This is a genomic window from Kitasatospora sp. NPDC091335 (assembly GCF_044757205.1).
Classification (GTDB): domain Bacteria; phylum Actinomycetota; class Actinomycetes; order Streptomycetales; family Streptomycetaceae; genus Kitasatospora.
On sequence record NZ_JBIVUM010000006.1, the window covers coordinates 100,832 to 122,493 of the forward strand.

Below are 21,662 nucleotides of genomic sequence, written 5' to 3' on the forward strand. Positions count from 1 at the left end.
AGCGACGCACTGCGACGTGGGGGGCTGAATTGCGCGTGATCCGCCGTCTCGACCTGGGGTACTTCGTCCGGCCGGCCGGCGAGACGGGCGGCCCGGAGCCGCGCGTGGAGCCGGTGCTCGCCTACCTGGTCCGGCGTCCGGAGGGACTGCTGCTCTTCGACACCGGGATCGGCGGCGGCGAGCCGGAGACCGAGGCGCACTACCGTCCGGTCCGCCGCCCGCTGCCGGAGGCGCTCGCCGCGGCCGGGGTCGCCGTCGCCGACATCGACCTGGTGGTCAACTGCCACCTGCACTTCGACCACTGCGGCGGCAACCCGCTGTTCGCCGGCACGCCAGTCCTCGCCCAGGCCGCCGAGCTGGCCGCCGCCAGGAACGGCGGGTACACCATCGACGCGCTGGTCGACTTCCCCGGCGCCGAGCACCGCGAACTCGACGGCGAGGCGGAGGTCTGGCCCGGCGTCCGGGTGCTGCCCACGCCCGGCCACACCGGGGGCCACCAGTCGGTGCTGGTGGACCGCCCGGGCGGCGGGCCGGTCCTGCTGGCCGGGCAGGCGTACGACTTCGCCTCCGAGTACGGGCAGGCGGTGCTCGCCCGGCGGGCGGCGCGCGAGGGCGTGGCCGCGCCGCTGCCCGGCTACCGGACCTGGCTCGACCGGGTCGCGGAGTACGGGCCGCGCCGGGTGCTGTTCGCGCACGACCACGCGGTCTGGGAACCGGCCGACTAGCGGCGGACCCACCGGGGCCGGCCGTGTGGAAGGTTCCACCGGTTCAGCAGGTCCAGGTGGTTCGGAACAGTCGGTTCGGAACAGACGGGTTCAGAAGGTGAAGCGCAGCGAGCGGACCCGGTGGTCGAAGCTGGACGGGACGAGCTGCGGCTCGCCGACCGACCGTGCCTCGGGCAGCCGGGTGAAGAGCTCGCGGAAGAGCGCCGTCATCTCCTGCTGGGCCAGGTGCGCGCCGAGGCAGTAGTGCGGACCGCCGCCGCCGAAGCCGAGGTGCGGGTTGGGCGTGCGGGTGATGTCGAAGGCGTCCGGGTCGGGGAACACCACTTCGTCCCGGTTGGCCGAGCCGTAGAACAGCGCGACCTTCTCCCCCGCCCGCAGCAGGGTGCCGCCGGTGCCGCCCAGCTCGTGGTCGACGGCGAGGGTCCGGTTGAACTGGATGATCGGCGTGGCGTGACGGATCATCTCGTCCACCGCACCGCCGAGCCGCCCGTCGAGGTCGTCGAGCAGCAGGGCGCGCTGCTCGGGGTGGACGGTCAGCAGGTGCAGGCCGTGGGCCAGCGCGTTGCGGGTGGTCTCGACCCCGGCGACCAGCAGCAGGCTGAAGAAGGCGCCCAGCTCGCGCCCGGTGAGCCGGCGGCCGTCCAGGTCGGCGGTGACCAGCGCGGAGATCAGGTCCTCCTCCGGTCGGCGACGGCGCTCGCGGCCGATCCCGGCGACGATGCCCTGCATCCGGCCGAGGGCCCGCAGCCCCCGCCCCGGTGCCCGGAACCGGCGGCGCAGCGGGCGGGCCACCCCGATGTCCTCGGAGCTGCGGTTGACCAGGTCGAGGATGGCGCGGCGCGTCCGCTCGGGAATGCCCATCATGGTGCAGATCACCTGGAACGGGAGCTCGGCGGCGACCGCGCTCACGAAGTCCTCCGGCCGCTCCCGCTCGATCCGGTCGACCAGCTCGGTGCTGATCCGCCGGACGTCCTCCTCGACCCGGTCGAGCAGCCGCGGGGTGAAGGCCCGCGAGACGATCCGGCGCAGCTGGGCGTGGCGGGGGTCGTCCAGGTTGACCATCGAGTCGCCGAACAGCAGCCGGACCCAGCGGGCCGGGGCGGGCGTGGTCACGCCGGGCCCGCTGAGGAAGACGGCGGGGGTCCGGCTGGCCTCGACCACGTCGGCGTGGCGGACCAACGCGTGGAAACCCCGTCCGGTAGCGCGGTCACCGAAGAACACCGGGCCGGGACGGCGGCGCAGCTCCTCGAAGGCTGCGGCGCGGTCGGCGGCGGGCAGCTGCCAGAAACGGGGGTCGGCGAGGTCGGCGGGCTCGGGCGCGGTGGCGGGCTCGGGCGCGGTGGCGGGCTCGGGCGCGGTGGCGGGTTGGGAGGCGTCAGCGGCCTCGGCTGCATCAGCGGGTTCGGATGCGTCGGATGCGTCGGATGCGTCGGCGGGCTGGGACACCTCGGATGCGTCGGCGGGCTCGGACGCCTCGGCAGCCTCGGCGGGCTCGGACACATCGGCGGCCGGGGTCGGCTCGGCCGACTCGGCCGGCTCCTCGCGGCCCTCGGCCTTCGCCGGGGCGGTCGCCGGCTCCGGGGCCGTCGCCTGTGCTGGGACGGTCGGCTGCGCGGTGGCGGCGGGCTCGGCAATGTCGGCCGTGGGCGCCGAGGTATCCGTCGGGGTCTCCAAGGCGGGACCTCTCTGCTTCTTGACGGCGCCGTTCCGATACGCACCGTACGCGATGATGCACATTTAGTGAGCGAATGATGCGCGCTGTCAAACCGCCCCGATGGTCGTACGAGCGGTTGTTCCGGTCTGCATGCCGGTCGGCGCGGCGGGCCGGCGCACCCGCACCGACGGCGGTCCGGAGCGCTGCGGCCCGGGCGGGCGGGCATGTTCTCACGGAACGGATCCGGCCATCACCGGAGGGTGCGGTCCGGGCCCGGCGGGGCGGGTGCGACGATGAGTGCCATCGTGATGACCGACCGGATCCGCCTGCTGCGCGCCGTGGTCTTCGCCGCGCTGTGCGTGGCGATGGCCGCCACCGCGCACGTCGCCATGGCCGGGTCCGGGGTCACCCCATCGGTGCTGGCCGGGGCTTTCGGGGCGGTCCTCGGGCTGACCTGGCTGCTCGCCGGGAAGCGGCGCGGACTCGGGGTGATCAGCCTCTGGATGGTCGTGGCGCAGACCGTGCTGCACCAGTTGTTCGAACAGGCCGGGGCGCTCTCCCGAGGGGGCGGCGGCCTCGGCCGGCTCGCCGGCACCGACTGGGCCGCCCTGCTGCTGTGCAACCCCGACCGGGCGACCGGCGGGCTCTCCCCGGTCGAACTGGCGCGGATGGCGGGCATCGACCCGGACGTCCCGCCGACCACCGGCGGCCTGCGGCCCACGGCGGGAATGCATCACGGCGCCCCGGGCGCAACGGCCGTGGACCAGGGCCTGCCCGGGATGACCGGCATGGCGGGGATGCCCTCCGGGCCGCACGTGATGCCCGACGGGACGTTCCACGGCGGCGGGTCGTACGACGCGGGGCAGAGCCTGGCCGGCGGACCGGCGCACGGGACGGCGCACGACGTGGCGCACGGAATGTCCCACGGCATGTCGCCGGGGATGACCGCCGCCCACGTGCTCGCCGCGCTGGCGTGCGCGCTCCTGCTCTGGCGCGGTGACGCGGCGCTGGTCCGGCTCTTCGAGCTGCTCGGCGCACTCGGCGCGGTGGTCGCGGGGGCGCTGCTGCTCCCACTGCTGGCGCTGTTCGCGCGCCCCTTCGGCTGCCGGGCCCCTGCGCCGCCCCGACCGGCCGACGACCGGGCCCGGCCGCCGCTGTCGGTGCTGCTGACCCACGCCGTGGTCCGGCGCGGGCCTCCGGCGTTCGCCCTCGCCTGCTGACGCGCCCGCCGCTGTTCCCGCACCCTGGCCGCCTCCGGCCGCCGGGACGCGCGCGACGGGCAGGTCGCCCCGGGGTACGGCCGCGCCTTGCGCCGTCGCGCCGCCGGGGTGCGGGCCCCCGCGCGCCACCCGTGCCTCCCCAGGGGATTCCGGCGTGCCGCGCGGCTGCCCACGGACGCCGACGGTGCCGCGCTGCGCGGTGCCGTTCCCAGCCTTCCCCCGGGACCTTCCCATGCCTGAATTCGACGGCGCACCGGCTCCGGCCGGCGCCACCGTCCTGCCGTTCCCCCTGCCCACGGCGTCCCGACCGTGCCGACCGCGGCTAGCGCTCCGCGGGGGCCTGAACTCCGGGCCGCTCCTCGCCCAGCCGGGCCAGCAGCCGGGCCGACCACTCGGGCGACGGCCCGTCTGCGGTGCCCGACCGCACCTGCCGGCGCAGCCGTTCGGCCCGGGCCAGCCACTCCTGGCAGCCGGTGCAGCGCGCGACGTGCTTGTCCAGCCGGGCCTCCGGCAGGCCGCTCGGTTCGCCGTCGAGCCGGGCGGACAGAGCGGTACGAAATTGCACGCATTTCATATGCCCATCGTCCCGCATGACCTCGACGGCAGGCCCGGTCGGGTCGAGCGCCGCCTGGTCGGGGGCCGTCCGGTCGGGGGCTGCCGTGGATGACGAACAGCTCACCGCACTGGCACTGACCGCCCGCGCCGGACGGGCGGCGGACGTCGAGGCCTTCGTCCGGGCGACCCAGCGGGACGTCTGGCGCTTCGTCGCCCATCTGACCGACGTGCAGTCCGCCGACGACCTCGCGCAGGAGACGTTCCTGCGCGCGCTGCGAGGCCTGCCCGCGTTCGCGGGGCGCTCCTCGGCCCGTACCTGGCTGCTGTCGATCGCCCGGCGCACGGTGATCGACCGGTACCGGATGGCCGCCGCCCGGCCGCGCTGCGCGGCGCTGCCGGACTGGCAGGAGGCTGCGGAACGGCAGGGCGGCGCACCGTCGGCCGGGTTCGAGGACGGCATCGCGCTCGGCGACCTGCTCGACCGGGTGCCCGCTCAGCGGCGGGAGGCCTTCGTGCTGACGCAGGTGGTCGGCCTGAGCTATGCCGAGGCGGCCGAGGTCGCCGGCTGCCCCGTCGGGACCGTCCGGTCCCGGGTCGCCCGGGCCCGGGAGGAACTGGTGGCGCGTCTGCGTGCCGCCGAGACCGGGGAACTCGCGACCGCCTGCTGAGCATGAGGGCCACGGGACGGGCACCGGCGGTCAGCCGACGGCTGACGGCTGACGGCTGACGGCTGACGACGAATAGCAGACAGCGAACAGATGACAGACTTCGAAATCTGTCATCTGTTCGCTGAAAGCTGTCAGTCGCCTGCCCCGCCCCCGCCCCGCCTCCCCGAAAAATTCCCCCACGTGTTCGGAACCGGAGCCCCCGAGCCCCCGACTGCTGTACCGGACCCCGCCGCCGAGGCGGTGTCCGGTACAGCAGCACGGGAGACGGAGGGACTTCATGGCAGCGCATCCGAACCAGGCCGCCGCTTCCCTGACAGACAACCGGCAGCACCCGGCCGACCGCTGGAGCCTGGTGGTCGCGGCCGGCCTGCTGTCGTTCGTCGCGATGCTCGACATGAACGTGGTCAACCTCGCGCTCACCGACATCTCGGCCGGCCTGCACGTCTCCCCCGGAGTCGCCCAGTGGGCCGCCTTGGGCTACCAACTCCCTCTGGTCGCCCTGCTGTTGCCCGCCGGTCGATGGCTGGACCAGGTCGGCACCCGCTCGGCCCTGCTGCTCGCGGTCGGCTGCTTCGCCACGTGCAGCGTGCTGGCCGCCTGCGCCCCCTGGGCCGGCTGGCTGATCGCGGCCCGGATGCTCCAAGGCGCCTTCGGGGCCGTGCTCTTCGTCCTGATGCCGGTACTCGCCGCGACCTCCGTCCGGCCCGAGCTGCGCGGCCGGGCGATGAGCGTGCCCGCGACGCTCGGCCCGCTCGGCGCCGTCACCGGGCCGGTCATCGGCGGTCTGCTGCTGGACCACCTCGGCTGGCGGGCGGTCTTCCTGGTCAAGCTGCCGGTCTGCCTGGCCGCCGTCCTGATCGTGTGGCGCCATGCCCCGCGCCATGGCGGGCTACGGCCGCCCGACCGGGCCGCGCTCGGTGACGCCGTGCTGATCGGCACCGCGGTGGCCGCCGTCCTGCTCGGCCTCACCCTGGCGCCCAGGGGGCCGCAGTGGCTGCTGCTCACGCTGCCCGCCGTCCCACTGGTGCTGGGCTGGCTGCGCCGCCCCGGCGGCCGACCGGTGGCCGAGGTGCTGCGAGTCGCCGGGACCGCCGGGGTCAACGCCTCGGTGCTGGCGCTCGCCGCCGGCTTCGCGGCCTGCCACTACCTGCTCGCCCAGCACCTGCGCGGCGCCCGGGGCGAGAGTGCCACCGCCACCGCGCTCACCATGCTGGCCTTCCCGCTCGGCATGGTGCTGGCCGGCCGGGTCGGCGGACGGCTGGCCGACCGCTGGGGCGCCCGCCCGACCGCGCTCACCGGCGCCGCCGTCACCACTCTCGGCCTGGCCCTGCTCGTCCCGCTGGACACCCAATGGTCCGCCCTCGACATCGCCGCGCGACTCGCCCTGGCCGGTGCCGGGATGGGCCTCAACGGCGGTCCCACCCAGGCCCTGGTGATGTCCGCCTCCCCGCCGGGGAAGCTCGCCACCGCCGGGTCCGCCGTCCAGCTCGCCCGCAGCCTCGGCTTCGCGCTCGGTCCGGCCCTCGCCACCGCCGCCGCCCTGACCGGTGACCGCACCACCACCGGGACGCGCGCCGGCATCGCCCTGGCCGCCCTGGTCGCGGCGACGGCGGTCGTCCTGCTCGCCCTGTACCGCCGCAGCGGCGACCGCGGCTGACTCCGACGGCCCGCACCCCGCGCCCCGGCTCCCCGAACACACCCGCACCCGCACCCGCACCCGCACCCGCACCCGCACCCGCACCGCCGAAGGATCACCCCAGATGACCGAGACCGCCCCCGACACGCCGCGCTGCCCGTACGGATACGACCGGCTCCCCTCCCCCGTCCCGCTGTACGGCCCGGACTACAAGCGCGACCCGTACCCGCTCTACCAGCGGATGCGGGAGGCCGGTCCGGTGCACCGGGTGGAGTTCCCCAGCGGCATCCACGCCTGGCTGGTCACCGGCTACCGGGCCGCCCACGCCGCCCTCAACGACCCCCGCCTGGGCAAGAACCACGCGCTGGGCAACGCCGACTGGCGCCGGCTCGCCTCGATCATGCCCGAGCCGCAGCACTCACAGCTCCAGGTCCACCTGCTCCACCAGGACCCGCCCAAGCACACGTCGATGCGCCGGCTCGTCCTGGACGCCTTCGCCCCGCGCCGGGTGGAGTCGCTGCGCCCCCGGTTCCGGGAGCTGGCCGACGCCCTGGTGGACGAGCTGCCGGAGTCCGGCGGCGCCGACCTGGTGGCCGGCTTCGCGGCCCACTACCCCTTCCGGGTGCTCGCCGAAGTCATCGGCCTGCCACCCGAGTTGGCGGAGCGCTTCGACCGGGACTGGGGCAAGGTGGTCCAGCCGGTCGGCCCGCAGGACCCCGGCCGCCCGGCGTACGAGGCGCGGCTGCGCGGCCTCCAGACGTACATCGCCGACGTCGTCGACCACAAGCGCGCCGACCGCCCGGCCTCCGGTCGGCCCGCCGACGAGGACCTGCTGGGCCGGCTCGTCGCCGCCCACGACGCGGGCGAGTTGAGCCGCGCGGAGCTCGACTCGATGGTGTTCCAGCTGCTGGTGGCCGGGCAGGAGCCGGTCACCAACCAGATCACCACCATGCTGGTCACCCTGCTGCGTCACCCCGAAGAGCTCGCCAGGCTGCGCGAGGGCGTCGAGGAGCCCGGCCGGCTCGCCCGGGCGGTGGAGGAACTGCTGCGCCACGACGCCGCGTTCGAGCTCACCACCTGGCGGTTCTTCGCCGAGGACAGCGACCTGTTCGGCACCGCCGTCCCGGCCGGCGACTCGGTGATCGTCTCGCTCTGCGCCGCCAACCGCGACGACGCGCAGTTCTCCGAGGCCGACCGCCTCGACCTCGACCGCACCCCCAACGCCCACCTGGCCTTCGGCCACGGCATCCACTTCTGCCCCGGCGCCGCGCTGGCCAGGGCCGAGCTCCAGATCGCCCTCGCCACCCTGCTCACCCGGCTGCCGGGTCTCCGCCCGGCCGAGGCGCCCGGCGACGGCCTCGCGGACCTGGTGTGGGTTCCCGCCGTCCTGGCACGCGGGGTGAACCGGCTGCCGGTCGCCTACGACCGCCGCCGCTGACCCCCGGGCGACGACCCGCCGTCGCCACCGCCGTCACCCGGCAACGCCCGCCCGCAGCCCGCACCGCACCACCTTCCCGTGGAGGAACCACCATGCCGCCCGTCGGCACCGCTCCCACCGCCACCGCCACCGCCGCCACCACTCCCTTCATCGGCGCTCCCGCCATCGGCGCCCCCACTCCCGAGGACCGCCCCTCGGCCGAGCGGCTCGCCGCCCGCGTCCTCGGTCTGCTGCTGCCGCACCGTCGCGCCGCCGACCCGGAGTTCGATGCCCGGCCTGAGCACTTCCCGCTCCAGCTCGCCCAGTTGGCGGACTTCATCGCCGCCGGTGAGCCGATCGTCCTCACCCTGCCCGGCTTCCCCTGCAAGTCGCCGAACCCGGCGAAGGTGCTCGGCCACCTGCCCGACGAGGGCGAACGGCTGTCGCTGACCTTCCTCGACGGGCTCTGCGCCGGGATCGGCCGTCTGTACGCACCCGGCGCGCGCATCCTGATCTGCTCGGACGGACACATCTTCGGCGACCTGATCAACGTCCCGGACGACCACATAGACGCCTACTCGGACGCCCTGACCGCGATGATCGCCCGCGAGGGCCTGACCCGCCTCGACACCTTCGACCTGCGGGCCGTCCTCGGCGACCTCCCGTACGACGAGAAGCGCGCCCGGGTGCACGCCCAGTACGCGCCCGGCGTCGAGGAGTTGCGCGAGCAGGTGCTGACCGAGGAAGAGACCCTGCGGCTCTACCGGGGCATCACCCGCTTCCTCGCCGAGGACAGCACCGGCTTCACCGGCACCCGCTCCGCCCTCCAGCGGGAGTGCCGCCGCCGCGCCTACGGCGTGATCCAGCGCAGCCGCGCCTGGGGCGAGTTGATCGCCGAGCACCACCCGCGCGCCGTCCGGCTCTCCATCCACCCGCAGCCGGCCGGGGCCTCGAAGTTCGGCATCCGGCTGCTGGCGGCAGCCGACGCCTGGACCACACCCTGGCACTCCGCGGTGCTCCACCGCACGGACGGCGGAGCGGAGTTGCTGCGCAACGACGAGGCCGCGCGGCTCGGCCGGCTGGTCCTGCGCGACGACCGGCCGAGCCACTACGAAAGCCACCGGGAAGAGACCCACGACGAGAAGCAGGACGAGAACCGCCGGGGACGAGGCCGCTGAGGCCCAGGCCTCCTGCGGCTAGGGCCCGGCGGCGGACACCGGCGCCGCCGGGCTGCGGTGGTCGAAGGCGATCAACGGATCGCCGGTGAGCGGGTGTTCGACCACCGCCGCCCGCACCCCGAAGACCCGGGCCAGCAGTTCGGCGGTCAGCACCTCGCGCGGCGTCCCGGAGGCCACCAGGGCGCCGTCGTGCAGGACGTGCAGCCGGTCGCAGACCGAGGCCGCGGCGTTGAGGTCGTGCAGGGCGACCAGGGTGGTGCGGCGCTGTTCTCTGAGCAGGGCGAGCAGTTCGACCTGGTGCCGGACGTCCAGGTGGTTGGTCGGCTCGTCCAGCACCAGGACGTCCGGCTGCTGGGCGAGCGCCCTGGCCAGCAGGACCCGTTGCCGTTCACCGCCGGACAGTTGGGCGAACCTGCGGTCGGCGGCCCCGGTCATGCCGACCCGGTCCAGCGCCCCCGCGGTGATCCGGTGGTCCTCGGCGTCGTCGGCGGCGAAGGCCCGCTTGTAGGGCGTGCGGCCCATCGCGACCACCTCGCGGACGCTCAACTCGAAGTCCCCGCCGCGCTCCTGGGGCAGTGCCCCGATGTGCCGGGCGGACTGTGCGGGCCGCAGCTCCGCCAGGTCCCGGCCGGCCAGCAGCACCCGTCCTGCGCTCGGCCGCAGGTGCCGGTAGACGGTGCGCAGCAGGCTGGACTTGCCGCTGCCGTTGGGCCCGACCAGTCCGGCGATCTCCCCCTCCTCGGCGATCAGGTTGGCCCCGGCCAGCACCGTCCGGCCGGCCAGGGCGACGCTCAGGTCCTCGACGGCGATCCTCAACTGCGCTCCAGTCGTCGGTCCAGCAGGTACAGCAGGGTGGGGGCGCCGAGGACGGCGGTGACCACGCCGATCGGCAGCTCCTGGCCGTCCAGGGCGGTGCGGGCCACCGTGTCGACGACGACCAGCAGCAGCGCCCCGGTGAGCGCGGACAGCGGCAGCAGCCGCCGGTGGTCGCCGCCGAGCAGCAGCCGGCAGACGTGCGGCACCATCAGCCCGACGAATCCGATCGCACCGGACACCGCGACCAGCACCCCGGTGAGCACGCTGGTGACGACGAAGACCTCGCGGCGCAGCCGGGGGACGTCCACGCCCAGCCCGGCGGCCGTCTCGTCGCCCATCAGCATCGCGTTGAGCCCCCGGGCACGGGACTGGAGCAGGGCCAGTCCGAGGGCCACCGCGACGGCGGGGACGGCGAGTTGGGCCCAGACCGCGCCGCCGAGGCTGCCCATCAGCCAGAACAGCACGCCCCGGGTCTGCTGCTCGTCGCTGGTCTGGAGGACCAGATAGCTGGTGAGTCCGCCGAGGAACTGGGCAATGCCGATGCCCGCGAGGACCAGGCGCAGCGGGGAGAAGCCGCCGCCGCGCCGGGCCATCAGCCAGACCAGCGAGAACGCGGCGAGCGCGCCGGCGAACGCCGCCAGGGAGACGGTGAGGCCGAACGCGCTGCCGAACGAGAGCTGGAGTCCGAAGGTGGTGCCGAGGACGATGGCGGCGACCGCGCCGAGCGAGGCGCCGGAGGAGATGCCGAGCAGGTAGGGGTCGGCGAGCGGATTGCGGACCAGGGCCTGTACGGCGGTGCCGACCAGGCCGAGTCCGGCACCCACCACGGCCGCCAACAGGGCTCGTGGGACGCGTAGTTGCCAGACGATGAGGTCACGGGTGCCGGGTTCGGGGGAATGCCCGGTGAGCCGGCGGGCGACCACCGACCAGACTTCACCGGGCGGGACGTCCACCGAGCCGAGCGAGACGGCGGCGGTCAGCGCGAGCACCAGGGCGGCGGCGAGGACGGCGGCCAGCGGCCCGGCCCGCAGACTGCGGGCCGGGCGGGCTTCGCCGCGCTCCTTCCGGAGAATGGCCGAAGTCACGCTCTACTGACCGTTCTTGGTGGTGTCCGAAGCGTTGGCCGGGTCGGCGTGCTTGACCAGGTCGGGGTGGACGGTGGCGGCGATCTGCCGGACGGCGTCGGCGTTGCGCACCCCCGCGATGGTGGTCACCTCGGAGCCGAGCCGGACGAAGTGCCCCTCCTGGACGGCCTTCAGGCCCTGGGTCGCGGGGAAGCCCTTCAGGAAGGCCTCGGCCTCGTCGAAGGCCTTGCGGGTGGCCTCCTCGCTGCCCCGGTTGCGCACGGCCAGCTGGATCCAGTCCGGGTTCTTGGCGACCACGTCCTCCCAGGAGCCCGGCTTGAAGTCGGCGTCGCAGTCGGCGAACACGTTGCGCGCCCCGGCCTGGGTGATCACGGCGTTGGCGACCTGCCGGCCGCAGACCGACACCGGCTGCTTGGTGCCGGCGTCGTAGTCGAAGACGAAGTAGCTCGGCCGCTGCCCCTCCGGCACGGCGGCGAGCGCGGTCCTGACCTCGCCGAGCTGCTTCTCCATCCCGGCGACCAGTTCCTCCGCCCGCGCGGCGGTGCCGGTGACGGCGCCGAGCCGGCGGACGTCCTCCTCGATCCCGGCGAGGTCGGTGCGCGGCCCCTTGGTGGCCTTCGGCGTCCCGGCACAGGCGGTGGAGAGCAGGTAGACGTGCTGGATGCCGGCCGCCGCGAACTCCTCCTCGCTCGGCCCGGTGGCGCCGCCGCCCATCATCGGCATCGCGCCGAAGGTGTCCACATAGAGGTCGGCACCGGAGCCGAGCAGCTTCTCCTTCGGGATGCCCTTGTCCCCGAGCGCCGGCACCTTGGCGCCCTGCTCGGCGAGGGCGGCGGGCAGGGTGCCCTTGCCGGGCGGGAAGCCGGTGCCGATCACCCGCTCCCCCGCGCCGAGTCGGAGCAGCAGCTCCAGGCTGGAGGCGTTGCTGGTGACGATCCTCACCGGCGCCTTGGCGATGGTGGTCTCCTTGCCGGCGCAGTCGGCGACCTTGACGGGGTAGCCGCCGGCCGGGGCGGCGTTGACGGTGACGGGGGCTGCCTGCCCGCCTCCGGTCCCGCTTCCGCAGGCCGTGGCGAACAGGGCGACGGCGGCCGCGATTCCGCAGACGACGCGAGGGCGCATGACAACTCTCTCCTGGTCGGTGATCGCGATCGGGGACCGCGACCGGTGGGGGGTGCTTTCGGTGGGGGTACTTGGCGGGGGGTCGGTGGTCGTGTTCGGTGGTCGTGTTCGGGCCCGTGCTGCGGACCCGGACCAGGTAGTCGGGCGGGCCCGGCGGTCGGTTCCCGGGCAATCGCGACCGGTTGCCGCCCGTACATCCCGACCGCCCATACGCCCCACGCCGCACGCCCCGGCTGTCCGCACGCTCCGCCTGTCCGCACGCCCCAGCCGCCGGACGCCCGGGCCGTCCGCACGTAGGCTGACCGGATGGCCGATCCCACCGCCCCGCGCGACGACCTCGACCTACCCGTCCGGCTCGGGCCGCGCCCGCCCCGCCGGGTGGTCTCGCTGGTGCCCTCGCTGACCGAGGCGGTCGCCGCCACCGCGCCCGGGCTGCTGGTCGGCGCCACCGACTGGTGCAGCCACCCCGCCGACCTGTCCGTCACCCGGATCGGCGGCACCAAGAACCCGGACGTCCCGCGCATCCTCGCGCTCGCACCGGACCTCGTCCTCGCCAACGACGAGGAGAACCGGCGCCCCGACCTGGACGCACTGCGGGCGGCCGGCGTCCCGGTCTGGGTCACCGACATCCGCACCCTGGACGACGCCTTCCGCTCCCTCGACCGGCTGCTGAGCACCGCCTGCGGGCTGCCCCGCCCGGCCTGGCTGGATGAGGCGGAGGCGGCCTGGGCCACCGTCGGGAGCGGCAGCACCCCTCCGGGGCCCGGCGGCCGGCGGCCCGGCGGCCAGCGGACCGTCGTACCGATCTGGCGCCGCCCGTGGATGGTCCTCGGCCGCGACACCTTCGCCGGCGACCTGCTGCGCCGTCTGGGCCTGCGGCTCGTCCACGCCGACCACCCCGAGCGCTACCCGGCCGTCCCGCTGCCCGAACTGCTCTCCTGCCGGCCTGAGTTGGTCGTCCTGCCGGACGAGCCGTACCGCTTCACCGCCGAGGACGGCCCGGAGGCGTTCCCTGGCGTCCCGGCCGCACTGGTCAGCGGACGGCACCTGACCTGGTACGGCCCGTCCCTGGTGAGCGCCCCGGCCGTGCTGCGGCGAGCCCTCGACCACCCGGCCGTCCCCGGCGGTACGGGCTCCCCGCGGGCTGACCGCCGGTGACCCGCGGGGCGGCCGCACAGGAGGACGGCCACCGCCCGGAGCACACCGCTACCACCCGGCCGACCGGCCTGCCGCCGCCCCGCCGGCTGCTCAGTCCACCAACCCCGCCCGGTAGGCGGTGATCACCAACTGAACCCGGTCCCGGGCGGCCAGCTTGGCCAGCAGGTGCCCGACGTGGGTCTTCACGGTGCCGGTGCTGACGCCCAGCCGCTCGGCGATCTCGGTGTTGGTCAGCCCGCGCCCGATCAGGGTCAGGACCTCCGACTCCCGCCCGGTGACGGCCCGCCGCACCCTCTCCCGGTCACGATCCCTCTCCCGATCACGATCACGATCCCGGTCCCGCTCCCGCGAGCCGTCAGCGCGTGCGGCCGCCGGTTCGGCGGGCCCGACGGCGAAGGCGCGGATCAGCCGGCGCGTGATGCTCGGGGCGATCAGCGCGTCCCCGGCGGCCACCACCCGGATCGCGGTGAGCAGTTCCTCGGGCGGGGTGGACTTCAGCAGGAAGCCGGAGGCCCCGGCCCGCAGCGCGCCGTAGATGTACTCGTCGAGGTCGAAGGTGGTCAGGACGAGGATGCGCACCCCGCTCTCGGCGGTGATCCGGCGGGTGGCCGCGAGGCCGTCCGTGCCCGGCATCCGGATGTCCATCAGGACCACGTCCGGGTGCTCGGCCCGGGCCAGCCGGACGGCCTGTGCGCCGTCCGCCGCCTCACCCACCACCTCGAACCCGTCGGCGGCGGCCACGATCCCGGCCAGACCGGCCCGTACCAGCGTCTGGTCGTCGGCGACCACGACCCGGATCGGCCGCGTCACGTCGTCGCTCCCGTCACCGGCAGGACCGCGCGGACCCGGAAGCCGCCGCCCCGCACCGGCCCGGCCTCCAGCCGCCCCCGGTACAGGCCGACCCGCTCGGCCATCCCCGCCAGCCCGTGCCCACCGCCCTTCGTGTCACCCAAGCCGCCGGAGCTGCCGCCGCCCAAGACGACGCCGGTCCTGTCGCCCGCGCCGCCGCGTCCCGAGTCCGTCACCTCCAGCACCAGCCGCTCCTCCTCATAGGCCACGTCCACCCGCGCCGCGTCGGTGTCCGCGTGCTTCACCACGTTGGTCAGCGCCTCCTGGACGATCCGGAAGGCCGCCAGCTCGATGCCGTCCGCCAGCGGCCGCACCAGACCGCCGACCCGCAGCTCGACCCGCACCCCGGCTTCGGCGCTGCTCGCCACCAGCCGTTCCAGGTCGGCCAGTCGAGGCGCCGGCGCCAACTCCTCGTCCACGGTGCCGCGCAGCACGGTGAGCAGGCTGCGCAACTCCGCCATGGCGTCCCGGCTCACCGACTGGATCGCCGCCAGCGCCTGACCGGCCTGCACCGGATCCCGCTCGATCACGAAACGGCCGTACCCCGCCTGGACGTTGACCACGCTCATGCTGTGCGCGATCACGTCGTGCAGCTCCCGGGCGAGCCGGATCCGGTCCTCGGCCAGCTCGGCCTTCGCCAGATCCGCCTGGTGGCGGCGCGACTCGGCCTCGTACGCACGGTGGCGGGCCACCAAGCCGCCGAGCGCCCAGACGGTGACGAGCTCCAGCGCGACGAACACCAGGTTGTTCCACAGCTCCCGCGAGCCGAACTCGCTCAGCCCGGCGCCCAGCAGGCCGAGCGCGAGTACGCCCGCGCCGACCCGGGACGGTCGCACCGCCGCGACCAGGTAGACCACCATCCCTGCGGCGACCGCCACCTGGAACCCGGCCAGGTTCGCGATGGTCAGCCGCCCGGCCACCGCGACGATCACCACCCAGGCGCCGAACACCACCCCGCCGGCCGCCACCGGCGCGAGCCGCCGCAGCCCGGCCGCCACACCGACCCCGACCACGCAGGCCAACACCGCCACCGTCTCGGCCGTGGACGGCTGCGGGTAGCCGCGGTGGTGCGGGTCGAACACCCGGCAGGCGTCCAGCACCCGGAACCAGGTGACCACGGTGAGCACCAGCGAGACCGCCAGGTCGACCGCCACCCGGTGCCCCGGGCGCAGTCTCCCGGCCACCGGCGGAAGCGGGGCATTGGGCATTTCCCCAGGCTATCCACGCTCCGCCGCCCCGGCATCGCCCCGCAGGCCTACGACCACGGGCAGAGACCGCACCCGGGCCGACGCCGGGTTTCCGCCCACGGCGGGACGCCCCGCCCCCGGCACCGACGGGAACGTGGAGGCACGTCACAAGGAAAGGCACCACGTTGATCGAGGTACACGACCTCACCAAGCGCTACGGCGGCGCCCTCGCCGTGGACGGGCTGAGCTTCACCGTCCGCCCCGGACAGGTCACCGGCTTCCTCGGGCCGAACGGCTCGGGCAAGTCCACCACCCTGCGGATGATCCTCGGCCTGGACGCCCCGACCGGCGGGCGGGCCACCGTCAACGGCCGCCCGTACGCCGCACTGCGCCACCCCCTGCGCGACGTCGGCGCCCTGCTGGACGCGACGGCCGTCCACCCCGCCCGCTCCGCCCGCCACCACCTGCTCGCACTCGCCGTCAGCAACGGCCTCGGCACCCGCCGGGTCCGCGAGGTGCTGGCGCTCACCGGCCTGGAGCCGGTGGCCCGCCGCCGGGCCGGACGGTTCTCGCTCGGCATGAAGCAGCGGCTCGGCATCGCCGCCGCACTGCTCGGCGATCCGGGCGTCCTGCTGCTGGACGAACCGGTCAACGGGCTGGATCCGGAAGGCGTCCAGTGGATCCGCACCCTGCTGCGCGAACTCGCCGCCGAGGGAAGGACCGTCCTGCTCTCCTCGCACCTGCTGAGCGAGACGGCGCTCACCGCCGACCACCTGGTGGTCATCGGTCGCGGACGACTCGTCGCCGACTGCTCGACGGCCGGCTTCCTCGCCGAGCACGCCCCGACCGACGTCCTGGTGCGCTGCACCCGGCCGGCCGAACTCGCCCACCTGCTGCGGGCGGACGGGGCGGTCCAGGTGCGGGAGGAGCCGGACGGGTCGCTGGCGGTGTCCGGACCGGAGCCGGCCGCGATCGGCGAGCTGGCCGCCGCGCACGGCATCGGCGTCCACGAACTCACCGTCCGGCAGGCCTCCTTGGAGCAGGCCTTCATGGACGCCACCGGCGGAACCGCCGAGTACCGCACCCGTTCCGAAAAGAGGACCGCATGATCACCGCCCCGACCACCCGCGGCGCCCTGGCCGGAGAGTGGGTCAAGCTGCGCAGCGTCCGCGCGACCCCCCTGGCCGCCGCGACCGCCCTCGCCGCCGCGCTGTTCATCGGCCTGATCGACTACGCGAGCGCCGCCGACAGCTGGGACGGCTGGACGACCGACCAGCGCGAACGCTTCGACCCCGTCCGGTACGGGTTCTCCGGCGGCTTCTACGTCGCCGTGCTCGCCGTCGGGACGCTCGGCACGCTGGCCGCCTCCAGCGAGTACACCACCGGCCAGATCCGCTCCACCCTGGTCGCCGTCCCGCGGCGCGGCCAGGTGCTCGCCGCCAAGGTCCTGGTGGTCGGCGGCGTGACGGCACTGCTCGGGCAACTGCTCGCCTTCCTGACCTTCCTGCTCGGCCGGCGCGCCCTGACCGCCAAGCACCTCGCCGTCTCGATCGGCGACCCGGGGGTCACCCGGGCCGTGGTCGGCTGCGGCCTGTTCCTGGCGGCCTTCGCCCTACTCGGCCTGACGCTCGGCTTCGTCCTACGCCACACGGCGGCCGCCGTCACCGTGCTGTTCGGGACGTTCTTCCTCTCCCCGATGCTGCTGGCGCCGTTCGGGGACGAGGTCGCCCGCTTCGGCCTCCAGAGCGTCTTCGAGGGGCTGGGGACCACCGTCCCGGGCTCCGACCGGCTCGGCCCGGTGGCCTGCTTCGCCGCCCTGGCCGCCTACCTGGCCGTCGCCTTCGCCCTGGCACTGCTCGGCCTGACCCGACGGGACGCCTGACGGCGCCTGCCCGACCGGGGCAGGCCCGGCAGTCCGCCGCCGGCCGTACCGGCCCCAGCGTTGCGGCCGGTACGGCCGGGAGGCCGGAAGAACGGTAAGACCGAGGCCACCGGCCGTCAGGTGCACGGGTCCGGGGCGGCAGGGCTCTTCGAGGTGACGCCCCTCGCCGATCCGACGTCAGCGCCCGGAACACGACAGGGCCCGGGACGCGTGCTCGCGTCCCGGGCCCTGCGGTCGTACGTCGTCAGCCGCGGGCGGCGGCGACGGCGGCGCCCAGCGCCTCCTTGATGCGGGGGCCGAGGCGGGCGAAGCCCAGTTCCTTCATGGCCGCCCGCAGCAGCTCCTCGTCCGTCCGCCCGGCACCGTCGCCGTCCACCCACCGCACGACGGCGAGCAGCTCGTCGGCGGAGTAGGCGGTCACGGGGCGACCGGGCGTGAAGTCCGGCTTCGCGGGACGGGCGTCAGCCGCCGGCTCGGCGGCGGGGACCTCGGGTGCGACGGCGGGGGCCTCGGCGACGGGCTCGGGCTCGACGGCAGCCTCGACGGCGGGCACCTCGGCGGCTACCTCGGCCTCGGCGACCGGCTCCGCCGCCTCTGCGACAACGGTCATGGGCTCGGCGGCAGGCTCCTCGGCCGCAACCTCCGCAGCCGGCGTCTCTACGACGGGCTCCGCCACGACGGCCTCGGGCTCGGTCTCGACCATGGGCTCGGACTCAGCGGCGACCTCGGCCTCAGTCACCTCAGGCGCAGGCGCGTCAGCCTCGACCACCGGCTCCTCGACCACGACCTCAGCAGCGACTGCCTCGGGCTCGGCCTCGACCACAGCTGCCTCGGGCTCGGCGGCAGGCTCCTCGGCCACAACCTCCGCAGCAGGCTCCTCAACCAGGATCTCCGCCACGACGGCCTCAGGCTCGGCCTCGACCACCGGCTCAGCCTCGGGCTCAGCGGCGACCTCGGCAGTCTCGGCCTCAGCCACCTCAGCCACCTCAGCCGCAGGCCCATCGGCCTCGACGACCGGCTCCTCGACCACGACCTCCGCAACGGCCTCTTCGGTCCGGACGGTGTCGGTCGCCTCCGGCTCCGTCTCATCCGCAGCCCCGGCCAGGGCCGCGGTCGCGGCGGCCACCAGGTCGTCGGCGGCCGGGGAGGGCGCCGGGAGGGAGACCACGGCAGCCGGGGTCTCCTCCTCTGCCTGCGCCGCCTCCGGCACGTCCTCAGCGACAGCCGCGTCCGACGTGGCCTCGGCCTCGACCTCGATCGCAGCCTCGGCCTCAGCCTTGATCTCGATCTCGACAGCCGCAGCAGCCTGCTCGGCCTCCTCGGCCGGAGCCGCCACCGAGGCCGGGGTCTCCTCCACGAGCCCGGCCCGCTGCCCACCGGCCAGCACCTGGAGGGCAGCCGCCTCGGCGTCAGCCTGGCCGGCCGGCTCCTCGGTCCCGGACTCCTCGGTCCCGGACTCCTCGGCCCCGGACTTCTCTGTCCTGGGCTCCTCCGTCCTGGGCTCCTCGGCCGCACTCTCCTTGACGCGGGGCGACTCGGCCTCAGCCTTGACCTCGGCCTCAGCCGCGACCTCGGCCGCCACCTCCGCACCCGGCTCCTCGACCGCCGTCTCCTCGGCGACGGTCTCCTCCGCCAGCCCGTCCCGCTGTCCGGCCGCCAGCGCCTGGCGGGCCGTGTACGCGGCCTCGGCGGCGCGGCGGTCGGCCTTGGCGGCGGCGAGTTCGGCGAGCAGGTCGGCGAGGCCGGCCTCCTCCAGCCCGGCGCGCAGGCCCCGGATGGTGGGCAGGCGGTAGAGGGTGCCCTCGTCCGCGGCGAGCCGCTCGACCAGGTCGATCAGCTCGGCGAAGGGCAGCCCGTCCAGGTCGTGGTCGGGCAGCAGACGGGCGAGGCCGCGCAGCCCGGTGCTGATCGTCTCGAAGGCCTGGGCGGTGCGGTCGACCAGGGCGCCGTCGGCGGCCACCCGCGGCAGGGTGCCGGACGGGGCGAGCGCGGCCCAGGCGCGGCGCTCGATCTCGGCGGAGGTGAGGGCCTCGTGCAGGTCCTCCCGGCGGATGCGGCGGTCGGTGGCGAGCGCGAGGGCCTGCTTGCGCAGCGAGCGGCCGCGCAGCCAGGAGAGCTTGACGCCGTTCTCGCGGCGCCAGGCGCTGTCGGCGGTGGCGGCGGCGAGGGCGCCGAGGTCGGCGTCGTACGCGGCGGGGACCAGGGAGGCCGAGGTGCGGTGCACCCGCTGGAGCATCTCGACCAGCAGCACCGTCTTGGCGACGGTGCCGGGCTCGTCCAGCTTGACCTCGCTGGCGAGCGCGGCGGCGGCCTCCCAGGTCTGCTGGAGGTCGCTGCCGCGCAGTTCGGCGAGGGCGGTGGAGGCCGCGCGGGCGTCCTCGGGGGTGGCGACGGTGTCGACGGCCGCGTACCAGGCGTGGGTGTCGGCGGTGAGCGTGAAGGCGCCGAGTTCGGCGTAGCGGCCGAGGTCCTCGCGGAGGTCGGGCTCCGCGGCGGCGTCCTGGGGGTCCTTGACGTCTGCGGCGTCGGCGACGTCCGCCGGGTCGGCTGCGTCGGCGTTGCGCGAGTGAAGCACTGTCATGTGAGGTCCGGTTCTGGGCGACGACGGCGGGGCTGGCGGCGAGGGGGCGGCGGACCGGTTGCGCGGGGTCGCCCCTGGGGCGGGGCAAGGGGGCGCGCGGTCGGGCTGCCGGTTGTGGAGGCCCAGAATACGGGTGCCCGTTCGAGCCTTGCACGCACCCACCGCCCCGACGGGCGGGTGTCGTATGCCATACCGCCCGCCTGGCCGCCACCCGGGAGGTCCGCCCGGGTGGTCCCGCGGTGCTCCGAACGGGTGTCTCCGCTGCTCATCGGGGCTCATCACGGCTTCTCTCTCCGGCCGCCGCCGGGCCGCCGGAGCCGCTCCAGTGGCCCCTTCCGGACGCCGCGTCCGCGTTCCCGGCCCGGCCGGCCGAGCGGCGGCCGGTGTCCGGCCCGGCCGATGGCGTGCAGATCGACCGGCGCGAGGAACTCGCTGAGCGCCGTCCGGTGCCACCACGCGCCGGTTTCCCGCAGTTCGCGCCAATCGGTGAACCGGTAGAGGTAGAGCGTCGCCCGGACGTGGGTCGGCGGGGCGTCCGGGAAGGGGTTGTGGCGCAGCAGCCGCAGGGTGGCCCGGTCCCCGGTCAGCAGGCGGGCGACGAAGGGCAGGAACCAGGGGCGGGCGTACGCGGACGAGATGCCGGCGAACCACATCAGCCAGTCGAGCCGCAGGTGGTAGGGCGCGAACTGGCGTGGCAGCCGGCGCACGTCACCGGGCTTGCCCTTGAAGCCGTACTCGCGCCAGACGGTGTGCGGGGTGAGCACGGCCTCGTCGGTGCCCTCGACCACCACCTCCTGGCGGAGCCTGCTGATGCTGCCGAAGGCGCCGTAGGTGTTGACCAGGTGCAGCCGGTTGAAGGAGCGGTTCATGGCCTGGCCGCGGGAGACCATGTTGCGCACCGGCCAGTAGCTGAGCACCACGACGACGGAGGTGAGCGCGATCACCAGCGCCTCGTACCAGACCGGGGCGCCGGGGTACGCGCGGGCGTGGACGGGCAGGCCGAGGCGCGCCGGTTCCACCGCGGCGAGGGCGAGGGCGATGGTCAGCCAGTTGAGCCAGGCGAAGTTGCCGGAGGCGACCAGCCACAGCTGGGTGGCGAGGACGGCGCAGGCGGCGTAGTTCGCGACCGGCTGCGGCAGCAACAGACAGACCGGTACGACGATTTGGACGACGTGGTTGGCAGCGGCCTCGACCCGGTGCAGCGGGTCGGGCAGGTGGTGGAAGAACCAGCTCAGCGGTCCTGGCATCGGCTGGGTCTCGTGGTGGTACCTGAGGCAGGTCAGGTCGCGCCAGCAGCTGTCGCCGCGCAGTTTGATCAGTCCGGCGCCGAACTCGACCCGGAAGGCCAGCCAGCGCATCAGCCACAGCACCAGCGTGGGCGGGGCGGTGTCCGCGTTGCCCAGGAAGGCGGCCAGGAAGCCGGCTTCGAGCAGCAGGGACTCCCAGCCGAAGGAGTACCAGGTCTGCCCGACGTTGACGACGGAGAGGTAGAGGACCCAGAGCACCGTCCACAGCAGGACCGAAGCCCAGAGCGGGACGACGTCGCCGAGTCCGGCCGCGACGGCGGCGGCCAGGGCGGCGCCGCTCCAGGCGACGGCGGCGAAGAACCGGTCGCTGTAGTGGAGGTGGAAGAGTCCCGGCGACCGGCGGAACGGGACCCTGGCGGTGAAGCGGGGCACCGGCAGCATGCCGTCGGTGCCGATCAGGGCGCGGAACTGCGCGGCGGCGGCCAGGAATCCGATCAGGTACAGGGCGGCGAGCAGGCGTTGGACGAGCAGCCGGCTCAGCCAGTAGTCGGGGGCGGCGAACCAGTCCATGCGGCCCATGCCTACCACCCGGCGCCCCGGGCCCGGGTCCGGTCGGGGCGACGGAGCGCGGAGGGTTCACCCGCTCGGCCCGGAGCGGCTCCGGCGGAGGCACCGGTCGGCC

General features: G+C 75.0%; 18 protein-coding genes. 9 read left to right on the top strand and 9 right to left on the bottom strand.

Annotation, left to right across the window (positions count from 1 at the left end; all coding sequences use genetic code 11):
• The first annotated feature begins 38 nt into the window (after nucleotides 1-38).
• Nucleotides 39-725 carry an MBL fold metallo-hydrolase gene (locus tag ACIQOW_RS16120; RefSeq protein ID WP_401085287.1) on the top strand — a complete coding sequence of 229 codons (687 nt, stop codon included), beginning with the start codon at nucleotides 39-41 and terminating at the stop codon, nucleotides 723-725.
• 90 nt (nucleotides 726-815) lie between these two features.
• On the opposite strand, the gene ACIQOW_RS16125 is transcribed toward ACIQOW_RS16120, so the two are convergent.
• The gene (locus ACIQOW_RS16125; RefSeq protein ID WP_401084744.1) at nucleotides 816-2,399 is read right to left on the bottom strand and encodes a cytochrome P450; all 1,584 of its coding nucleotides are present in this window, start codon (nucleotides 2,397-2,399) and stop codon (nucleotides 816-818) included.
• A gap of 273 nt (nucleotides 2,400-2,672) precedes the next feature.
• On the opposite strand from ACIQOW_RS16125, the gene ACIQOW_RS16130 reads away from it, so the two are divergent.
• Nucleotides 2,673-3,599: a hypothetical protein gene (locus ACIQOW_RS16130; protein WP_401084747.1), complete on the top strand. Its 927-nt coding sequence runs from the start codon at nucleotides 2,673-2,675 to the stop codon at nucleotides 3,597-3,599.
• A 322-nt stretch (nucleotides 3,600-3,921) separates the two neighbouring features.
• On the opposite strand, the gene ACIQOW_RS16135 is transcribed toward ACIQOW_RS16130, so the two are convergent.
• Nucleotides 3,922-4,173 carry a zf-HC2 domain-containing protein gene (locus tag ACIQOW_RS16135; protein ID WP_401084750.1) on the bottom strand — a complete coding sequence of 84 codons (252 nt, stop codon included), beginning with the start codon at nucleotides 4,171-4,173 and terminating at the stop codon, nucleotides 3,922-3,924.
• 85 nt (nucleotides 4,174-4,258) lie between these two features.
• On the opposite strand from ACIQOW_RS16135, the gene ACIQOW_RS16140 reads away from it, so the two are divergent.
• From ACIQOW_RS16140 to ACIQOW_RS16155, 4 genes are all read left to right on the top strand, one after another.
• On the top strand, nucleotides 4,259-4,822 hold the full coding sequence (locus ACIQOW_RS16140; RefSeq protein WP_401084753.1) for a sigma-70 family RNA polymerase sigma factor: 564 nt from the start codon (nucleotides 4,259-4,261) through the stop codon (nucleotides 4,820-4,822).
• A gap of 277 nt (nucleotides 4,823-5,099) precedes the next feature.
• The gene (locus tag ACIQOW_RS16145) at nucleotides 5,100-6,479 is read left to right on the top strand and encodes an MFS transporter (protein WP_401084755.1); all 1,380 of its coding nucleotides are present in this window, start codon (nucleotides 5,100-5,102) and stop codon (nucleotides 6,477-6,479) included.
• 103 nt (nucleotides 6,480-6,582) lie between these two features.
• Nucleotides 6,583-7,896, top strand: coding sequence for a cytochrome P450 (locus ACIQOW_RS16150; RefSeq protein ID WP_401084758.1), 1,314 nt, complete (start codon nucleotides 6,583-6,585; stop codon nucleotides 7,894-7,896).
• Nucleotides 7,897-7,988: 92 nt separating this feature from the next.
• Nucleotides 7,989-9,053, top strand: a complete 1,065-nt coding sequence (locus ACIQOW_RS16155; RefSeq protein WP_401084761.1) for an L-tyrosine/L-tryptophan isonitrile synthase family protein — start codon at nucleotides 7,989-7,991, stop codon at nucleotides 9,051-9,053.
• Between the two features lie 18 nt (nucleotides 9,054-9,071).
• Here the strand turns inward: ACIQOW_RS16155 and ACIQOW_RS16160 are convergent, their stop codons facing one another.
• Genes ACIQOW_RS16160 through ACIQOW_RS16170 form a run of 3 tightly spaced genes read right to left on the bottom strand, consistent with a single transcriptional unit; the run spans nucleotide 9,072 to nucleotide 12,076 of the window.
• A complete protein-coding gene (locus ACIQOW_RS16160; RefSeq protein ID WP_401084762.1) occupies nucleotides 9,072-9,869 on the bottom strand; it encodes an ABC transporter ATP-binding protein in 798 nt (265 codons plus the stop codon).
• Entirely contained in the window at nucleotides 9,866-10,954 is a 1,089-nt protein-coding gene (locus tag ACIQOW_RS16165; RefSeq protein ID WP_188299959.1) for an iron ABC transporter permease, read from the bottom strand. The genes ACIQOW_RS16160 and ACIQOW_RS16165 overlap by 4 nt, the downstream gene beginning before the upstream one ends.
• A 3-nt stretch (nucleotides 10,955-10,957) precedes the next feature.
• Nucleotides 10,958-12,076, bottom strand: coding sequence for an ABC transporter substrate-binding protein (locus ACIQOW_RS16170; RefSeq protein WP_401084766.1), 1,119 nt, complete (start codon nucleotides 12,074-12,076; stop codon nucleotides 10,958-10,960).
• A 306-nt stretch (nucleotides 12,077-12,382) separates the two neighbouring features.
• On the opposite strand from ACIQOW_RS16170, the gene ACIQOW_RS16175 reads away from it, so the two are divergent.
• Complete coding sequence (locus ACIQOW_RS16175; protein WP_401084769.1) at nucleotides 12,383-13,234, top strand: helical backbone metal receptor; 852 nt, start codon at nucleotides 12,383-12,385, stop codon at nucleotides 13,232-13,234.
• A 90-nt stretch (nucleotides 13,235-13,324) separates the two neighbouring features.
• On the opposite strand, the gene ACIQOW_RS16180 is transcribed toward ACIQOW_RS16175, so the two are convergent.
• Both ACIQOW_RS16180 and ACIQOW_RS16185 read right to left on the bottom strand, forming a co-directional pair.
• Nucleotides 13,325-14,044 carry a response regulator gene (locus ACIQOW_RS16180; protein ID WP_401084772.1) on the bottom strand — a complete coding sequence of 240 codons (720 nt, stop codon included), beginning with the start codon at nucleotides 14,042-14,044 and terminating at the stop codon, nucleotides 13,325-13,327.
• Nucleotides 14,041-15,291 (bottom strand): sensor histidine kinase, encoded by a 1,251-nt coding sequence (locus ACIQOW_RS16185; protein WP_401084775.1) that lies wholly within the window; start codon nucleotides 15,289-15,291, stop codon nucleotides 14,041-14,043. Before ACIQOW_RS16185 ends, ACIQOW_RS16180 begins: the two co-directional genes overlap by 4 nt.
• A 164-nt stretch (nucleotides 15,292-15,455) precedes the next feature.
• Here ACIQOW_RS16185 and ACIQOW_RS16190 point away from each other — a divergent pair, with 164 nt between their 5' ends.
• The gene (locus tag ACIQOW_RS16190; protein WP_401084777.1) at nucleotides 15,456-16,379 is read left to right on the top strand and encodes an ABC transporter ATP-binding protein; all 924 of its coding nucleotides are present in this window, start codon (nucleotides 15,456-15,458) and stop codon (nucleotides 16,377-16,379) included.
• On the top strand, nucleotides 16,376-17,152 hold the full coding sequence (locus tag ACIQOW_RS16195; protein ID WP_401084779.1) for an ABC transporter permease: 777 nt from the start codon (nucleotides 16,376-16,378) through the stop codon (nucleotides 17,150-17,152). The genes ACIQOW_RS16190 and ACIQOW_RS16195 overlap by 4 nt, the downstream gene beginning before the upstream one ends.
• A 244-nt stretch (nucleotides 17,153-17,396) precedes the next feature.
• On the opposite strand, the gene ACIQOW_RS16200 is transcribed toward ACIQOW_RS16195, so the two are convergent.
• Nucleotides 17,397-19,733, bottom strand: coding sequence for a hypothetical protein (locus tag ACIQOW_RS16200; protein ID WP_401084782.1), 2,337 nt, complete (start codon nucleotides 19,731-19,733; stop codon nucleotides 17,397-17,399).
• 278 nt (nucleotides 19,734-20,011) lie between these two features.
• The gene (locus ACIQOW_RS16205; protein WP_401085289.1) at nucleotides 20,012-21,550 is read right to left on the bottom strand and encodes a lipase maturation factor family protein; all 1,539 of its coding nucleotides are present in this window, start codon (nucleotides 21,548-21,550) and stop codon (nucleotides 20,012-20,014) included.
• Between the last annotated feature and the right edge of the window lie 112 nt (nucleotides 21,551-21,662).

Bases quoted from the DNA above. Each gene is read 5' to 3' on its own strand.
- ACIQOW_RS16130 (WP_401084747.1), top strand. From the start codon at position 2,673: ATGAGTGCCATCGTGATGACCGACCGGATCCGCCTGCTGCGCGCCGTG.
- ACIQOW_RS16135 (WP_401084750.1), bottom strand. From the start codon at position 4,173: ATGAAATGCGTGCAATTTCGTACCGCTCTGTCCGCCCGGCTCGACGGC.
- ACIQOW_RS16145 (WP_401084755.1), top strand. From the start codon at position 5,100: ATGGCAGCGCATCCGAACCAGGCCGCCGCTTCCCTGACAGACAACCGG.
- ACIQOW_RS16150 (WP_401084758.1), top strand. From the start codon at position 6,583: ATGACCGAGACCGCCCCCGACACGCCGCGCTGCCCGTACGGATACGAC.
- ACIQOW_RS16155 (WP_401084761.1), top strand. From the start codon at position 7,989: ATGCCGCCCGTCGGCACCGCTCCCACCGCCACCGCCACCGCCGCCACC.
- ACIQOW_RS16170 (WP_401084766.1), bottom strand. From the start codon at position 12,076: ATGCGCCCTCGCGTCGTCTGCGGAATCGCGGCCGCCGTCGCCCTGTTC.
- ACIQOW_RS16175 (WP_401084769.1), top strand. From the start codon at position 12,383: ATGGCCGATCCCACCGCCCCGCGCGACGACCTCGACCTACCCGTCCGG.
- ACIQOW_RS16185 (WP_401084775.1), bottom strand. From the start codon at position 15,291: ATGCCCAATGCCCCGCTTCCGCCGGTGGCCGGGAGACTGCGCCCGGGG.
- ACIQOW_RS16195 (WP_401084779.1), top strand. From the start codon at position 16,376: ATGATCACCGCCCCGACCACCCGCGGCGCCCTGGCCGGAGAGTGGGTC.
- ACIQOW_RS16200 (WP_401084782.1), bottom strand. From the start codon at position 19,733: ATGACAGTGCTTCACTCGCGCAACGCCGACGCAGCCGACCCGGCGGAC.
- ACIQOW_RS16205 (WP_401085289.1), bottom strand. From the start codon at position 21,550: ATGGACTGGTTCGCCGCCCCCGACTACTGGCTGAGCCGGCTGCTCGTC.